The sequence below is a fragment of the Polynucleobacter sp. UB-Siik-W21 genome, from assembly GCF_018687415.1.
GTDB lineage: Bacteria > Pseudomonadota > Gammaproteobacteria > Burkholderiales > Burkholderiaceae > Polynucleobacter.
In genome coordinates this window covers 1,486,106-1,501,351 of sequence record NZ_CP061289.1, presented here as the reverse complement: position 1 = coordinate 1,501,351, position 15,246 = coordinate 1,486,106, and the positions used below count along the sequence as shown (strand labels likewise).

General features: G+C 44.0%; 22 protein-coding genes. 16 read left to right on the top strand and 6 right to left on the bottom strand.

From position 1 onward, the window contains the following. Nucleotides 1–19 precede the first annotated feature (19 nt). The 6 genes from C2756_RS07840 to pufB form a co-directional block, all read right to left on the bottom strand. Nucleotides 20–175, bottom strand: coding sequence for a hypothetical protein (locus C2756_RS07840; protein WP_215295285.1), 156 nt, complete (start codon nt 173–175; stop codon nt 20–22). Beyond that, nucleotides 172–354: a hypothetical protein gene (locus C2756_RS07835; protein WP_215295283.1), complete on the bottom strand. Its 183-nt coding sequence runs from the start codon at nt 352–354 to the stop codon at nt 172–174. Before C2756_RS07835 ends, C2756_RS07840 begins: the two co-directional genes overlap by 4 nt. 2 nt (nt 355–356) lie before the next feature. Then, nucleotides 357–593 carry a hypothetical protein gene (locus C2756_RS07830; protein ID WP_215295281.1) on the bottom strand — a complete coding sequence of 79 codons (237 nt, stop codon included), beginning with the start codon at nt 591–593 and terminating at the stop codon, nt 357–359. A 47-nt stretch (nt 594–640) separates the two neighbouring features. Continuing rightward, nucleotides 641–1,996, bottom strand: coding sequence for a PucC family protein (locus C2756_RS07825; protein ID WP_251372020.1), 1,356 nt, complete (start codon nt 1,994–1,996; stop codon nt 641–643). A 144-nt stretch (nt 1,997–2,140) separates the two neighbouring features. Then, nucleotides 2,141–2,344 (bottom strand): light-harvesting protein, encoded by a 204-nt coding sequence (locus C2756_RS07820; protein ID WP_215295278.1) that lies wholly within the window; start codon nt 2,342–2,344, stop codon nt 2,141–2,143. Nucleotides 2,345–2,359: 15 nt separating this feature from the next. Continuing rightward, nucleotides 2,360–2,503, bottom strand: a complete 144-nt coding sequence (pufB, locus tag C2756_RS07815; RefSeq protein WP_112294365.1) for a light-harvesting antenna LH1, beta subunit — start codon at nt 2,501–2,503, stop codon at nt 2,360–2,362. A gap of 243 nt (nt 2,504–2,746) precedes the next feature. Between pufB and C2756_RS07810 the strand changes: the two genes are divergently transcribed. The 16 genes from C2756_RS07810 (at nt 2,747) to C2756_RS07735 (ending at nt 15,229) form a co-directional block, all read left to right on the top strand. Then, nucleotides 2,747–2,953 (top strand): hypothetical protein, encoded by a 207-nt coding sequence (locus tag C2756_RS07810; protein WP_215318422.1) that lies wholly within the window; start codon nt 2,747–2,749, stop codon nt 2,951–2,953. A 42-nt stretch (nt 2,954–2,995) separates the two neighbouring features. Beyond that, on the top strand, nt 2,996–3,235 hold the full coding sequence (locus C2756_RS07805) for a hypothetical protein (protein WP_215295274.1): 240 nt from the start codon (nt 2,996–2,998) through the stop codon (nt 3,233–3,235). 139 nt (nt 3,236–3,374) lie between these two features. Next, complete coding sequence (gene hemA / locus C2756_RS07800; protein WP_215318420.1) at nt 3,375–4,676, top strand: glutamyl-tRNA reductase; 1,302 nt, start codon at nt 3,375–3,377, stop codon at nt 4,674–4,676. 14 nt (nt 4,677–4,690) lie between these two features. Then, entirely contained in the window at nt 4,691–6,577 is a 1,887-nt protein-coding gene (gene dxs, locus C2756_RS07795; protein WP_215318418.1) for a 1-deoxy-D-xylulose-5-phosphate synthase, read from the top strand. Nucleotides 6,578–6,588: 11 nt separating this feature from the next. After that, nucleotides 6,589–6,729 carry a hypothetical protein gene (locus tag C2756_RS07790; protein ID WP_215318416.1) on the top strand — a complete coding sequence of 47 codons (141 nt, stop codon included), beginning with the start codon at nt 6,589–6,591 and terminating at the stop codon, nt 6,727–6,729. Between the two features lie 26 nt (nt 6,730–6,755). Continuing rightward, nucleotides 6,756–7,229 carry a TspO/MBR family protein gene (locus tag C2756_RS07785; RefSeq protein ID WP_215318414.1) on the top strand — a complete coding sequence of 158 codons (474 nt, stop codon included), beginning with the start codon at nt 6,756–6,758 and terminating at the stop codon, nt 7,227–7,229. 42 nt (nt 7,230–7,271) lie between these two features. Then, on the top strand, nt 7,272–8,609 hold the full coding sequence (locus tag C2756_RS07780; RefSeq protein ID WP_215318412.1) for an NAD(P)/FAD-dependent oxidoreductase: 1,338 nt from the start codon (nt 7,272–7,274) through the stop codon (nt 8,607–8,609). Between the two features lie 62 nt (nt 8,610–8,671). Then, a complete protein-coding gene (locus C2756_RS07775) occupies nt 8,672–9,271 on the top strand; it encodes an alternative oxidase (RefSeq protein WP_215295263.1) in 600 nt (199 codons plus the stop codon). Between the two features lie 514 nt (nt 9,272–9,785). Beyond that, entirely contained in the window at nt 9,786–10,583 is a 798-nt protein-coding gene (locus C2756_RS07770; RefSeq protein WP_215318410.1) for a ferritin-like domain-containing protein, read from the top strand. Between the two features lie 28 nt (nt 10,584–10,611). After that, nucleotides 10,612–11,313 (top strand): hypothetical protein, encoded by a 702-nt coding sequence (locus C2756_RS07765; RefSeq protein ID WP_215318408.1) that lies wholly within the window; start codon nt 10,612–10,614, stop codon nt 11,311–11,313. After that, nucleotides 11,289–12,017, top strand: a complete 729-nt coding sequence (locus C2756_RS07760; RefSeq protein WP_215318406.1) for a hypothetical protein — start codon at nt 11,289–11,291, stop codon at nt 12,015–12,017. The genes C2756_RS07765 and C2756_RS07760 overlap by 25 nt, the downstream gene beginning before the upstream one ends. A gap of 27 nt (nt 12,018–12,044) precedes the next feature. After that, nucleotides 12,045–12,698: a 7-carboxy-7-deazaguanine synthase gene (queE, locus tag C2756_RS07755; RefSeq protein WP_215318404.1), complete on the top strand. Its 654-nt coding sequence runs from the start codon at nt 12,045–12,047 to the stop codon at nt 12,696–12,698. Between the two features lie 31 nt (nt 12,699–12,729). Next, entirely contained in the window at nt 12,730–13,194 is a 465-nt protein-coding gene (gene queD, locus C2756_RS07750) for a 6-carboxytetrahydropterin synthase QueD (RefSeq protein ID WP_215318402.1), read from the top strand. Next, entirely contained in the window at nt 13,195–13,653 is a 459-nt protein-coding gene (tadA, locus tag C2756_RS07745) for a tRNA adenosine(34) deaminase TadA (protein WP_215318400.1), read from the top strand. Further along, nucleotides 13,650–14,594, top strand: a complete 945-nt coding sequence (locus C2756_RS07740; protein WP_215318398.1) for an LD-carboxypeptidase — start codon at nt 13,650–13,652, stop codon at nt 14,592–14,594. Before tadA ends, C2756_RS07740 begins: the two co-directional genes overlap by 4 nt. A 68-nt stretch (nt 14,595–14,662) precedes the next feature. Beyond that, nucleotides 14,663–15,229 (top strand): heme-binding protein, encoded by a 567-nt coding sequence (locus tag C2756_RS07735; protein WP_215295247.1) that lies wholly within the window; start codon nt 14,663–14,665, stop codon nt 15,227–15,229. Nucleotides 15,230–15,246: the final 17 nt, after the last annotated feature.

The window sequence follows — 15,246 nt, the reverse complement described above, 5'->3', positions numbered from 1 at the left end:
ATGCTGCCTAGAGAAGTAGTTACTTCTTTTTCTTCTTATCGGAGTCTAACCATTCGTTGACATCTGGGAAGGCATCTTGAACTTCACCCATAAATTCACGAACCATGTAATACAGGCCAGCAATTAAGAGACAAAAAACAAAGATCGATAGAAGGAGTAGGGTAGTGTTACTCATTTTTTACGATTCAATAATGCAGATAATTTGAAATAAATCCCAAAGCAAAATATTGAGGGCACCCAAAGCGCTGTAAAGATCGACTGCTCACGATCTTGGACTACAAACCATAAATAGGCTGAGGTAAAGAATGAAATCACCACCGCCATGAGAATGAAGTAATCTGATTTTTTAAACATATTCACTCCTTCACTTCGTTATTAAAATAATCCCCAATTCCGTAGCCAATTGCGCTCAGAAGGCATCCAATGATAGCGCAGCCACCCAATACACGAATGCCTGAAGAAAGACCAAAAGAAAACATATCGGCAGAAATGAAGTCCCACAGACTCAAGCTAATCAAGATAAAGCTAACCGAGCTAATGAAGAAGCCCGAAAGGATGAAGGTCTTTTCAGCTAATTGCGGTAAGTTGGTCATTTGGTTGATGACGGCTAGTAGCTTGGGAGCCTAGCAGGCAGCTTCAATTAAGCAACCGACTCTACTGGCTTGGCTGGCCATATGAAATTGGTCATTGCTGCGATAGTGATGAGCAGCAAGATGATTTCTATTAGATAGACACCGCAGTAACCGGTAGCTGGGCTATTGAGCTCTTCGCCAAAATAATTTCTGGAAGCCATGCCAGCCAAAATATCCCGAAAAATGCCTCCAAAGCCAACTGCAATCCCTGCAGCAGTTGCTTGCACTGCTCCCCATGCACCCAATGCCAAGCCGCTTTGATTTTCTGGGGCATATCTCATGGTGGCAGTTAAGGTGCCATGGCTAAATAGCCCGTTACCAAAGCCAATTAATACCACCCCGAGAATAAAAATGAGAGTGCTATTAAATGGCGCAGCGATGATGACCAACATGAATGCAGGAATACCAATTTTGGCGCCATTACTAGCCATCTTAAAAGGGTCGTAACCAGCACTTAATACCTTGGAGGCAATGCTAAAGCCAAACAAACAGCCAACGGCCAAAGTAGCAGTTAACACAGTGGTAGCACTCACACTCATGTTTAATAATTCACCGCCATAAGGCTCTAGCAAAACATCATTCATGCTAAATGCCATGGTGCCAAAACCTACTGCAATTAAGCGACGAATTGCTTGACCACCCTCCTTGAAGGTTTCCCAGGACTCTTTAAAGTTTTGTTCTCTAGCGACTTGCGCTCTAGCACGCGCTTCTTCGCGGCTTTCTTGTTTCCAAAGTGCAATGGCATTCAACAAAATCGTGACGACAGCACTCCCTTGAATGACTTGGATTAAGCGTCCAGGGCTGTACTCTTCTAATAACTGACCAAAAATCAAAGCGCTACCAATCATGCCAATGAGTAACATCACAAACATCAGGCCAACAATATTAGGTTGCGCCTTAGGCGGCGCAAGATCACAAGCCAAGGCAAGACCAACAGTTTGAGTTGTGTGAATGCCGGCGCCAACAAATAAAAATGACAGTCCAGCAGCTGCTAATCCAATCCATGCTGGCGCTTCGCTCGCATTGCCTGCACCAGCTAACACTAGCAAAGCAAAAGGCATGATGGCTAGTCCGCCGAATTGCACCATGGTTCCCATCCAAATATAAGGAACGCGACGCCAACCGAGAGCAGATTTATGAGTGTCGGAGCGAAAACCAATCAGCGCTCTAATAGGAGCAAAAATAATGGGCAAGGAAACCATGATCGATACCAATGATGCTGGTACATGTAACTCCACAATCATTACTCGATTCAGTGTGCCCACTAAGAGCACTAAGGCCATGCCAACTGATACTTGGAAGAGGGATAGTCTGAGTAATCTACCTAGTGGTAGTTCAGCAGAAGCGGCGTCTGCGAAGGGCAAAAAACGGGGGCCTAAATTAGCCCAGGTACTGATTAATTTTTGACTAAAGCGATTCATCTAAAACTGAGTTTAACTGACGAGTATGCAAAACAAAAAAATAAGACCCAGATCTAACGATCTAGGTCTTATGAGACAAAATAAAACTTATTTTTGTGCTGCTGGTGCCGCGGGCGCTCCAGAAGTAGCGCCAGCCTTAGCAGACTTACCGCCTTCTAAAAAAGCCTTCACCCAAGTTGTGTTATTAAGTAATGCCAAATGAACTGAAAAGGAACCAACTGCTACTGCACCCAAAAACAATGGGATACCAACTGTTGGCTTTACTACTGTCCACATTTTTCCGTAGATCATCTTAAGCTCCTTAAATTACTTCAACCAAGGTGAATAGATGTAAGCAAGTAAATGGGCAAGTGCTGCGATCATCCCAAAAAATTGCGTACCTTGAATGAGGTTGCGATGTAGCTCTTCCGCCTCCTCAACACTCAGACCTGTAAGAGTGTTATTTGTCATAGTGTTTTCCTCTCAAATCTAACTGCGTCGTGCAAACCCACACGAGGGTACTAATTAACCTTCTTTGCCACAAGGTGAATTTAGTCCTAATGTGTAAAAAAATCTAGACACTTTTCTAAGGAATTTCCCTTATAAGTCAACGTGTTGCACTGCAGAATACATGGCAAAACAGCTATTTTTGAGCTGTTTTAGGGCTTTTGGGGGATAAAATGGGCTCCGAACACGGTCTAATTGAGGTGTCATATGAGTCAATCTAGTGAGCGTTTTAGCACTATCAAAATCATTTTTGAGATCGCTTGTGCTGCAGGCGGGTTTGCCATGTCCCTCCTATTTGCCAAGCAGCTCGATTTAGGAGACGTCCCTGGTGTTTTTATGGGCCTCATGGGGGCAATTTTCACCTTCATTCTTGCGCAGGGCCTCACAAGCTTCATTTTTCGTATACTGCGTTGAGATTAATGTGAGGTCCGGCCTCTTGTTTGATAAGGATAGGTTATGAATAAGCAATCTACATCGAGCCCAATTGATGCGAAGTTTAAAAGAACCATGCTTTGGCTCAAATTTGCCATCGTTGTCTTCCCCATCGCCTTGCTCGGGCAGATCTGGATTCTCTATCAGGAGTATTCATTTACCAATTTACTTTTTGTGCTGATCACGGCCTTGGCCTTGTATTCCACAGTGAATTCATACAAAAAATTCAAAACTTACGAGGCTGCTGCTAAGAGCCAGCAATAATGGGTTCATATGTGGGTTTTCCCTAGGTGGGAAACTGAAATAGGTGTCAATCTTGATTGACATCTTGTGAATCACGGGGAAGAATCATTTTCATGATTTTTCTATGCCCACTTCAAGCTATTTTTAGATAGCCTCTCGTATGCAATTACTCAATCTTGGTGTGAATCATCACACAGCTCCAATTGATATTCGAGAGAGTGTCGCTATTTCTCCAGAGGATTTGCAAGACTCATTATTAGATCTTCGTGATTATTTGCGAGGCACCCATCGCGAGTTAATGCCCGAAGTCGCCATTTTATCGACCTGCAATCGCATGGAGATTTACTGTGCCGCTAATGACGTGATTCAACCGAGTCATCATTTAGAAGAGCGTGCTTTTAATTGGCTGACTGCACAAAAGCGTTTGCACAGTGATGCATTAAAGCCATATATTTATTCTGCAAAAGAGACTGATGCTGTAAAGCATGTATTTAGAGTGAGCTGCGGAATGGACTCAATGGTTTTGGGTGAGACTCAGATTCTGGGTCAAATGAAGAAAGCGGTTGAATTCGCTGATCAAGCAGGCACATTGGGGTCCTATTTAAAGCCACTATTTAATAAAACTTTTTCAGTTGCTAAGGCAGTACGCGCAACAACGGATATTGGTAAACATTCAGTTTCCATGGCTAGCGCATCAGTTCGCTTAGCCGAAAGAATCTTTGGTGATTTAAATAACTCAAAAGTCTTATTTATTGGTGCGGGCGAAATGATTCAGTTATGCGCCTCACACTTTGCTGGTAAAAAACCAAAGCAGATTGCGATCACGAATCGTACCGTTGACCGTGGCGACGAAATGGCCAAAGTTTTTGCAGAGAAGGGTTTAAAAACCGACTCCTTTCCTTTGCAATCGCTACCGACCCGTTTGCATGAGTTTGATGTCGTTGTTTCATGCACGGCTAGTTCCTTGCCCATCATAGGTATGGGGCTTGTTAAAACAGCTTTGAAGACTAGAAATAGTAGGCCGATTGTATTAATCGACTTAGCTGTGCCACGTGATATAGAGCCAGAGATTCGCTCTCTCAAGGATGCCTACCTGTATTCGGTTGATGATTTGGGCAGCCTGGTTAATGAAGGTCGTAATATCCGCGAGCTTTCAATGGCTGACGCTGAAATTATTATTGACAATGGTGTGAGTGAATTTTTCCAGACGCTACAAAAAAGAACACTAGTGCCAATCATTCAGTCCTTGCAAAATACTGCAGGCCGACTCAAAGAAATTGAATTGGAAAAAGCAGTGCGGCGTATTAAAAGGGGCGAAGATCCGGTTGAGGTTTTATCGATCATGGCAGATGCCCTAGCGAATAAATTTATGCATGCCCCTATCAATGCATTACAAAATTCACCCAATAATGAGATCGAAGATTTCAAGCGAATTCTCACTAGTATTTATCCTCCAAAATAATGACGGCGTTGAATATGCTCCAGGTCACCAAACTACTCCATACGATTAATTCTTCGCAGGACTTAAAGCAACTCGAACAGTCTGAGCTTCCACAATTGGCCGATGAATTGCGTGAATTTATCCTTCAATCTGTTGCTAGTACGGGTGGGCATCTATCTTCTAATCTTGGAACAGTAGAGTTAGCAGTCGCCTTGCACTACGTTTTCAATACGCCTGATGACAGAATCGTTTGGGACGTAGGCCATCAAAGCTATGCTCATAAAATTTTGACTGGGCGCAGAGAGGGAATGCCTCAGTTGCGTCAGTTTGGAGGCTTGTCTGGATTCCCTAAGCGTTCGGAAAGCGAATACGATGCTTTTGGCACAGCACATTCTTCCACTAGTATTTCAGCTGCTTTAGGAATGGCGGTCGCCAGTAAAGTGAAGGGCGAAAAGCGCAATGTGGTTGCCGTGATTGGAGATGGCTCCATGAGCGCGGGCATGGCCTATGAAGGTTTAAATAATGCCGGAGTTGATAAATCCATTCCCTTGATCGTGATTTTGAACGATAACGAAATGTCGATTTCGCCAGCCGTCGGAGCTCTCAATCGATATTTAGCAAAACTGATTAGCGGTTCAATTTATGGGGCCACTAAAAAAGGCTTAGATAAGGTGCTTTCCTATAGCCCTCCCTTGCGAGAGTTTGCAAAAAGACTGGAGGGTCATGCTAAGGGGATGATTGGTCCAGCTACCATTTTTGAAGAATTTGGTTTTGATTACTATGGCCCAATCGATGGTCATAACTTGGAAGATTTGATTGTCACATTGAGTAATTTAAAAAAGATTGCCCAAACTGATGGTCCACAATTTCTGCATATCGTTACCAAAAAAGGTAAAGGATACGAGAGGGCAGAGTTAAATCCGATTGCTTATCATGGGCCGGGAAAATTTAATCCTAGCGAAGGTCTAAAGCCTTCCGCGCCAGGTAAAAAAACCTATACCGAAGTGTTTGGTGAATGGCTTTGCGACATGGCAAAGCAAGATCAGCGTCTGATTGGTATTACGCCAGCGATGCGTGAGGGTTCTGGTCTAGTTCAGTTTGAAAAACAGTTTCCTGAACGTTACTTTGACGTAGGCATTGCAGAACAACATGCGGTGACTTTTGCGGCAGGTATTGCTTGTGAAGGTCTCAAGCCAGTAGTCGCTATCTATTCCACCTTTTTACAAAGGGGCTACGATCAACTGATCCACGATGTGACCTTGCAAAATTTACCGATTGTCTTTGCCGTAGACCGAGCCGGCATGGTTGGTGCAGATGGTGCAACACATGCAGGTGCATTTGATGTGGCCTTTTTAAGATGCTTGCCGAATGTGGTGCTCATGACGCCATCTAATCAAGCAGATTGCAGAAATATGTTGACCACAGCTTTTAGCTTAAATGGTCCCTCAGTGGTGCGTTATCCACGGGGTTCTGGATTGGGTCCTGAAGCCTCTCAGAAACTTGAGGTTATTACTGTTGGCGAAGGATTGATCGTTCGCAAAATCAAAAATACTGTAGCCGTCGGTAAAAAGATTGCTTTCGTTTGTTTTGGTCCTTTGCTTTACAGTGCGCTAGAGGCTGCAGAGGAGCTTGATGCTACGGTTGCCGATATGCGCTTTGTGAAACCTCTAGATGAAAAATTATTATTAGATCTGGCAAAAAATCATGATGCTTTGGTCTTTGTTGAAGATAGCGCTATCCAAGGAGGGGCCGGTAGCGCCTGTTTAGAAGCCTTATCAGCACACAAGATTCAAATACCGACTTTACAAATTGGACTACCCGATGAGTATGTCGAGCATGGTGATATTAATGTGCTGCTAGATTTTTATGGTCTATCCCCGAAAAAAATTCTGACTAAGGTGCGTGAGCATTTTCAAATCTAACGATCTATTTCATGTTTAAGATAGAAAAAAAAGACACTCAAGGTTTATCAAAAGAACAAAAGTGGCAATACATTGGTAAACCTGTTGCCATCATCTTTGGCACTCTGAATCTTTTCATTTTGATTTTTTTCTTAATCAACTATTACGCTTAAATACTGAACCAAAGGCTGATTAACCCATGTTGAATAAGAAAATGGTCGTGCCATTTGTGTGGGGCCTATCCATAGCCATTCTGGGCGGCTTAGCAACGGATTTGGGGCCTTGGTACCACGCTTTAAAAGAGCCTTTTTGGAAACCCCCTGATTTTTTATTTGGTCCCATTTGGTCTACTATTTTTATTCTTTCAGGTATCGCTTGGGTAGGGGTAAAACACTTGACCTCGGATACTTTGATTCTTGGTCGCCTGAATATTTTCTTTTGGCTCAATGCACTTCTGAATTTACTGTGGAGCATTTTGTATTTTCGTTTTCAAAGACCTGATTGGTCTTTATATGAAGCCGTATTTTTATGGCTTTCAGTGCTAGCTATTTTTCTGACAATCAGAAAAATTTCTACTAAATATAGCTTATACATCTTGCCGTATTTGGTATGGGTCAGTATTGCGATTGTTTTAAATTGGGATACAGTTCGACTGAATGGCCCCTTCGCCTAGAAGTGCGACTGGGATGCAGATAAAACAAATTAAGAGAAGTCCATGACTAAAGAACATCGAATCGTGATTGTGGGAGGTGGTGCTGGCGGTCTAGAGCTCGCAACCAAACTCGGCGATCGTTTTCGCTCCCGTAATAGTGGCTCTAAAAAAGTATCCGTTATTTTGGTGGATAAGAATCGTACCCATCTATGGAAGCCAAAACTGCATGAGGTTGCTGCAGGCTCTATGGATCTTGCCGATCAAGAGCTAGACTACATTGCGCAAGCACACTGGCATCATTTTAGTTTTCGCTTAGGTGAGTTAACCGGTATAGATAGAGTCAACCGACAAATTCAGGTGGCCCCTTTTTATGATGACGCGGGTGTATTGATTACGCCTGAGCAAACGATTCAATACGACACCCTAATTATTTCTATTGGTAGCTTAACGAATGATTTTGGTACCCCGGGCGTTGAACAATATGCTCAAAGGCTTGAGTCTCTTGTAGATGCAAAGCGCTTTCACTTACGTTTGATCAATGCTTGTCTTAGGGCGCAAGCTCAAACCAAGCCTTTGGAAGCCCATCAATTACAGGTTGTCATTATTGGGGCTGGTGCTACTGGAGTAGAGTTAGCCGCAGAATTACATCGCACTACGCGTGCGATTATTTCTTTTGGCATGGATCGCGTGGATCCTGAAAAAGATCTCAAAGTCATTTTGATTGAGGCTGCTCCTAAGATATTACCTGCACTCTCTGCAAGAATCTCCAGCGCGGCTGAAAAATTACTCACTGATCTTGGCGTTGAAGTCATGACTAATGCCAAGGTGAAAGAAATCCAGTCTGATCGAGTATGTTTATCTAGTGGCGTAGAAATTCCAGCTGAATTAATTGTGTGGGCGGCTGGGGTTAAGGCACCAGACTTTTTGAATGGGATTGGCGGCTTAGAAAGTAATCGCGCTAATCAACTATTGGTATTACCAACCTTGCAAACTACCCTTGACCCTCATATTTTTGCAATGGGAGACTGTGCTGCATGCCCATGGCCAGAGGCGAATAATGGCAAGGGCGGCATTGTTCCTCCTAGAGCTCAGGCAGCCCATCAACAAGCCTCACATCTCTTTTCCCAAATCAATCAAATCATGGATGGCAAGCCGCTGCGACCTTATCAATATCGCGATTTTGGCTCACTCGTATCCTTGGGTGAATACAGTAGTGTGGGCAGCATGATGGGAGGTTTGATTGGCGGCAGTCTGATGGTGGAAGGTTTGTTTGCAAAGCTGATGTACATCAGCTTGTACAAACTTCATCAACTGGCCCTGCATGGCTGGGTTAAGGTGGCTTTAGACACCATCAGCCGTTTAATCCACCGTAGAACGCATTCTATCGTCAAGCTTCACTGAGCCAAGCAGATATTTTCTTAAGCGAGTAATATTTATATAAATAACTAGCTTAAGAGTATCAAATGAGTCACTACCAACCCATTAATTTCTCCGACCGGGTGGCCCTTTTCTTTACAAAAAGTATGCGTTTTTTTGCAGATACTTTTTTCCAAAAAAGATATGGTCACCGCGCAGTCGTTCTTGAGACCGTTGCAGGCGTTCCTGGCATGGTTTCTGGGATGTGGACGCATCTGACCAGTTTGCGCAAGATGAAAACGGGATATGGTCCGAAGATCCGTACTTTGTTGGATGAGGCGGAAAATGAAAGAATGCACTTAATGACTTTTATTGAGATTGCTAAGCCAAATGCCTTTGAGCGCTTTTTAGTCCTGACTGCGCAAGCAGTATTTTGGAATATGTTTTTTGTTATCTACGTTTTTTTTCCAAGAACAGCTCATCGTATTGTTGGATATTTTGAAGAAGAAGCGGTTTATTCCTATACAGAATATTTACGTGAAATTGATAATGGAAGCTTACCCAATATCCCTGCGCCAAAAATTGCCATTGACTATTGGAACTTATCTGCAGACGCTACATTGCGTGATGTGGTGATTGCAGTCCGAGAGGATGAGGCAAAGCATCGCGACGTGAATCATGAGTTTGCTAGCGAATACGACCGTTAGGATTTAAGCCAACTCAGCCTTCATGATTGGGCTATCTCAATAGAGCGAATAAGCCGGTGATGGCAATCAGAATGTAAAGGAACAAGTAAATCTTGATATCCTTAAAAACAATTTCTCGCGCAATTTTTTTGTATTTCAAAAGATAGAGATGATAGATGATGGGTGAGATCAATATCACACCAAACTCAAAGATTAGCTCTAGCTTTTCACCAGTCATCTATTTAATGAATTTGCTTTTTGAAAACACTAACAGGGCGACAGATACGATGCCTATGGAAAAGAGAAAAAAAGAGCCGGTTTTTACAAACACCACAAAGCCTATTAGTACTAAGCCAAATGCAAACAATCCCAATTTATCTCTGGACATTTCATCGCTCCCTAAGCAATTGCGTTCGTTCTAGACTCTGTTGATCATACAAGACCTGTTCCTATAATGGCAATGAGTTTTCATCGTGGAAATTATGACGATGCAATCTTTCTTGTAGGCTTTGAGAACCCTATATATTGTTGATAAATGACTGAGTTACGCCAAGCCACTCTTGAAATACTGGCCATTACCGATGCGCAAATAAAGGTAAGCCGAGTTTTTCAATTATTTGACGAATATCACAAGCAACTCGTCGACATAAATCCTGCTGCACTATTGAATAGTCAAGATCTGGCTTTGCCTGGGCGCCCACAACGGCCTGAATTGATTCCACCTCTTCAGGTTCCCAAAAGAAAAATGGATAGCGTTGAGGGAAGGGTGGCTTTATTGCATTCACTAGCCCATATCGAATTTAATGCGATTAATCTTGCCTTAGACGCGATTTGGCGTTTTCCTAACATGCCTCAGCAATACTATGAAGATTGGCTCAGAGTTGCCAAAGAAGAGGCTTACCACTTCAAACTAGTGAACGAATACATCCAATCCTTTGGATTTTCTTATGGTGATTTTTCTGCACACAATAGTTTGTGGGAAATGGTAGAGAGAACACAAGACTCAGTCATTGCTCGGATGGCGCTTGTTCCGCGCACCATGGAAGCTAGGGGCCTAGATGCCGTACCCATGATTCGAGATCGTTTCAAGCAAATTAAAGAGCTCGGCGCAGTCGATATTCTAGAGACCATTCTCCGAGATGAAATCGGTCATGTTGCCATTGGTAATCATTGGTTCAATTTCTTATGTGAGAAAGACAATCTCTCGCCAATTACCGCCTATAGAGATCTAGCAAAAAAATATTCCGCACCCAAATTACGGGGGCCATTTAACTTTGAGGCTCGTAAGCAAGCAGGATTTACTGCTGAAGAGCTCAGTTTGCTTGGGGTATAGTCACAATAAATATTGATTAGGAGAGTATATGAATTTATCTCGTCGCACATTCATCACATCGGCTGCGTTAGCGCCGGTAGCTTGTGGCGTGCCGCTTTCATATGAGCGTGGCATTCCAGTTGCGCAGCCTAACCCGGCACCCGCTATTCGTGCGCCCCAAGTTGGCCAGGAATGGACCTACGTTAAACGCAATGTATTTGACGGTAAAAATTTAGGGCTGATTACTGAGCGTGTAGCCAGCATTGGTTCAACGATTGTGATTGATCGATCGAACGAAAGCGGCGAAAAACTACCTAATGAAATTCAAGGATCTTGGGGTACAGTGATTCGAGATCCGCATTGGTCTAGGGTCATTAGCTTTAACCCAGCCATCCCTTTATGGCCTCAAGAGTTAGCTTCAAGCTGGAGTAAGCAATTGATTACCAAATATAGCTTGGCAGGCTACCCAGATAATGCTTATGGCTGGCAAGAATATATGAGCGCCCACGGTTGGGAACAAATGACTGTACCTGCAGGTAGTTTTCTGACTTTGCGTTACCAAAATCTGATTAATTATGTGAGCGATGATGACAACAAAGTCAATTGCATCCGTAAAGAAACTGTCTGGTTTGCTCCCAGTATTGGTCGTTGGGTTGCCCGCGAATCCTCTGGCTCTTATATGATTCAGGGTCAGTTAGGCATGCCAAATTTGGAAGATAGTCTTCAATGGCAACTCACTTCATACAAGTAAAACACTGGCGCAGATTCTTTTTAGTAGCCCTGCCAATTTTTTTGCTAGGGTGCATTTCTTCGCAGCCATTTCCTCAAGGTGTCAATGTAGGTCAACCCATACCAACGCCAATCGTTCGGGCGCCCAAGGTAGGGCAAGAATGGGTTTACCAAGTCCGTAATGTATTTAACCAAGAAATCATTGATACGGTCACCGAAAGAGTTGTCTCGGTAGGTAGTGAAATTCGTATTGCACGCTCGGGAGTCAAGTCGGGTCCATTGCCCGATGAAATCCAAGCGCCCTGGGGCTTTGTCTTGCAGGATCCGCATTGGAGCCCTCCACAAAAATTTCAGCAGGCAATTCCTCTTTGGCCTGAACAACTTCAGGTGGGCTGGTATCGGTTTTATAAAATCCACTATCAAGTTCCCGCTTATCCAGATGGAAGTTATTACTGGGGGCTCAATATGTCGGCACTTGCTTGGGAGCAAATCCAGTCTCCATTAGGAAAGTTTCTGACTCTTCACCTCCACAATGAGATACCTTATTTTGAGAGTAATGACCTCTTTAGAGTTCAAAATATCCGCGAGGAAGATGTTTGGTTCTCTCCGGAAATCGGCCGCTGGGTGATCCGCAGGGGCAGTGGGCGCTACATTACGCCCGGAGTGTTTTGGTCAAACGCCTACTGGGAAGACTATTGGCAATGGGAGTTAGTCTCCTGGAAGTAAGCAAAGCGCTTAAAATAGCCTATTGCTATGTATACCGTTAAAGAACTATTTCCAACCTTACAAGGTGAGGGCGCTCACGCTGGACGTGCTGCTATTTTTTGCCGTTTTTCCGGGTGCAATCTATGGAGTGGTCGCGAAGAGGATCGTGCTTCAGCAGTCTGTCAATTTTGCGATACCGATTTTGTCGGTAGTGATGGTGTTGGTGGTGGAAAATTTGAGACTGCCAATAATTTAGCAAAGGCTATAGAGACTGCTTGGAGAAGTACTTCGGCAGGCCCGCAGCAACGTTATGTGGTGTTTACTGGTGGTGAACCACTCTTGCAGTTAGATGAAGAGCTCATCACCGTGCTTCATCAAAAAGGTTTTGAGGTGGCGATTGAAACTAACGGCACCATCAAGGTTCCAAAAGGAGTTGACTGGGTTTGCGTTAGTCCAAAGGCAGGTTCTGATCTGATTGTGTTGCAGGCAAACGAACTCAAGTTGGTGGTTCCGCAAGCTGGGCATGATTCTGTAGAAAATCTAATGGCCCGTTTTGAGAAGATGGATTACCGCAATCGCTTCTTGCAACCCATGGATGGACCAAATCTTAAAAGCAATACTGAGCTGGCAGTGGGTTTGTGCCAAAAACGTCCCTTGTGGAGACTGAGTATTCAATCGCATAAACTGATTGGAATCCGATAAAAGGGCTGCGCCCAATTCTTTAAAGCACCAAATGACTAGTAAACAAGCTGCCATCTCCATTACCCGCCGTCTTGAGTTTGACTCAGGTCATCGCATTCCAAATCATGATGGGCAATGCAAGCATTTGCATGGGCATCGCTATGCAATCGAGGTGACCTTGACTGGTGAGGTGGCAGATCATCCTGGCAAGGCCGATGATGGCATGGTCTTAGATTTTGGTGATATCAAAAAGCTCACCAATCAACATGTTGTTGAACCTTGGGATCATGCATTTTTAGTCGCTAAAGAAGACCAAGGTTTGGTGGCATTCTTGGCGACATTGCCAAATCATAAAACCGTCATCATGGAGCATGTTCCCACTGTCGAGAATCTGGCAAATGCTGCATTCGCTATTTTGCAGCCTGTCTTTGCTAAAGCATTTGGTGGTCGTCTTGAGCTCTCAGCAATTCGTCTATATGAAACTCCAAATTGTTGGGCTGACGTTCACCCTAGTTAAATGAATCAAGCTGAACTTGATCATCAGTTTATGGAGCAAGCGATTAAGCAAGCTCAATTAGCTGCTGCTGCAAATGAGGTGCCGGTTGGTGCAGTTTTGGTACGCGACGGTAAGGTCATTTCTAGGGGATTTAATCAACCTATCTCGCATCATGATCCTAGTGCGCATGCCGAGATGCTGGCTCTGAGAGAAGCGGCAAGGGTGGAAGCAAATTATCGCCTTCCAGGCACCACCCTATATGTAACCCTAGAGCCTTGTGCAATGTGCTCAGGCGCCATCCTGCATGCCAGGGTAGAGCGGCTTGTCTTTGGCGCACCAGATCCTAAAACAGGTGCCGCTGGAAGTGTTTTGGATGTATTCTCTTCAAAAGAAATTAATCATCAAACCAGCGTTGAGGGTGGCGTCATGAGTGAAGAGTGTGGTCAATTACTGCGCAGCTTCTTTAAGGAGCGACGTTGAACTCCATCCATCTGGTTGCTCCATCAGGCGCTAGTCTGGATGAGAAGAGCCCTTTATCCGGGATGGCTTGGTTAAAAAGCCAGGGTATGGCGATTCATAATCCTGATTGTGTTCATCGTGTACACGAGCGTTTTGCTGGAAGTGATGCCGAGCGATTAAATGAGCTCAATCACTTAGCCACATTAGATACGAAGCAAATTGTGATGGCAATGCGTGGTGGTTATGGTATTCATCGTTTGCTGTCTGATATTCAATGGAATGCAATTGCTCAAGCAGTGAAGGGTGGGCTCCAGATTTGTGGGCATAGCGACTTCACAAGTTTTGAGCTGGGTCTCTTGGCTAAGACGGGCGCGATTACTTTATCTGGCCCTATGCTCAATTATGACTTTGGCAGAATCGATGAGAATGGCAAGCCAATTCCTCCAGATGAATTCATGTGGAAGCATTTCTTATCTGCTATACAAGAAAGAAAACTCGATTGCACTATTAATGCATCTCAAGCATTCTTGGGACAAGTAGATTCAGGTTCAATTACTGGAATGCTTTGGGGTGGAAATCTCACGGTGCTAGCCAGTCTTATCGGAACATCTTATCTGCCATCAAGCACCCAAACCAAGGGCGGTATTTTATTTTTAGAGGATGTGAATGAGCATCCCTATCGGCTGGAAAGAAACTTGATGCAGTTATTGGATGCTGGTGTACTGGGTAATCAGTCAGCAGTATTACTAGGCGGTTTCTCGGCATATCGTTTATACGACAACGATAAAGGCTATACGCTTGAGCGTGCAGTTGAGGCTATTCGTCATCGCCTAGCAAAATCCATTCCTATTTTGACTGATCTACCATTTGGCCATCAAGCCAATAAACTTACTCTACCCGTTGGAGCAAGTGCTACTCTTGAGTACAGTGCTGCAGGCTTTAATCTTAAGACAAGCTGGTGAAGATGTCTTTTAAAAGATTTATCACGCAAAGTATTCTTTTTTTAGCGCTGACTTTCACGGGGGCAGTCATGGCAATTGAAGAACCAAAATATTCCGTGCTTGAAAAGGCGCCCCCATTTGAACTTCGATCTTATGCGCCGATGATTTTGGCTGAGGTTCAGGTTGAGGGCGATCTCGATGAAGCATCAGGTCAAGGCTTTCGGCTCATTGCTGCTTATATCTTTGGCCAAAACCAAGTTAGTGAAAAAATTGCGATGACTACTCCAGTTGCGGTAGAGGAGCAGCCTGCTAAAAGTGCCAAGATAGCCATGACCACCCCAGTCAATATTGAGAGTAAGGCTGGGCAATGGGTGGTTTCATTTGTCATGCCCTCTGAATACACTATGGAAACGCTACCGAAGCCCCTCAATTCAAAGGTGCAGATCAGGCAAATTCCTGCAGTCAAAAGAGCGGTGATTACCTTCTCAGGTTTTTATAACAGTCAAAAAGTCGCCGAGAGAGTCTTAGAGTTAGAAGAGTGGATGAAGACACACAATCTATCAGCGAATGGCTCACCAAAATTCGCCCGCTATAACCCGCCTTGGACACTACCGTTCATGCGTCGCAACGAGATCATGATTGATGTGCGCGACTGAGTAAATCTAAGATTCGT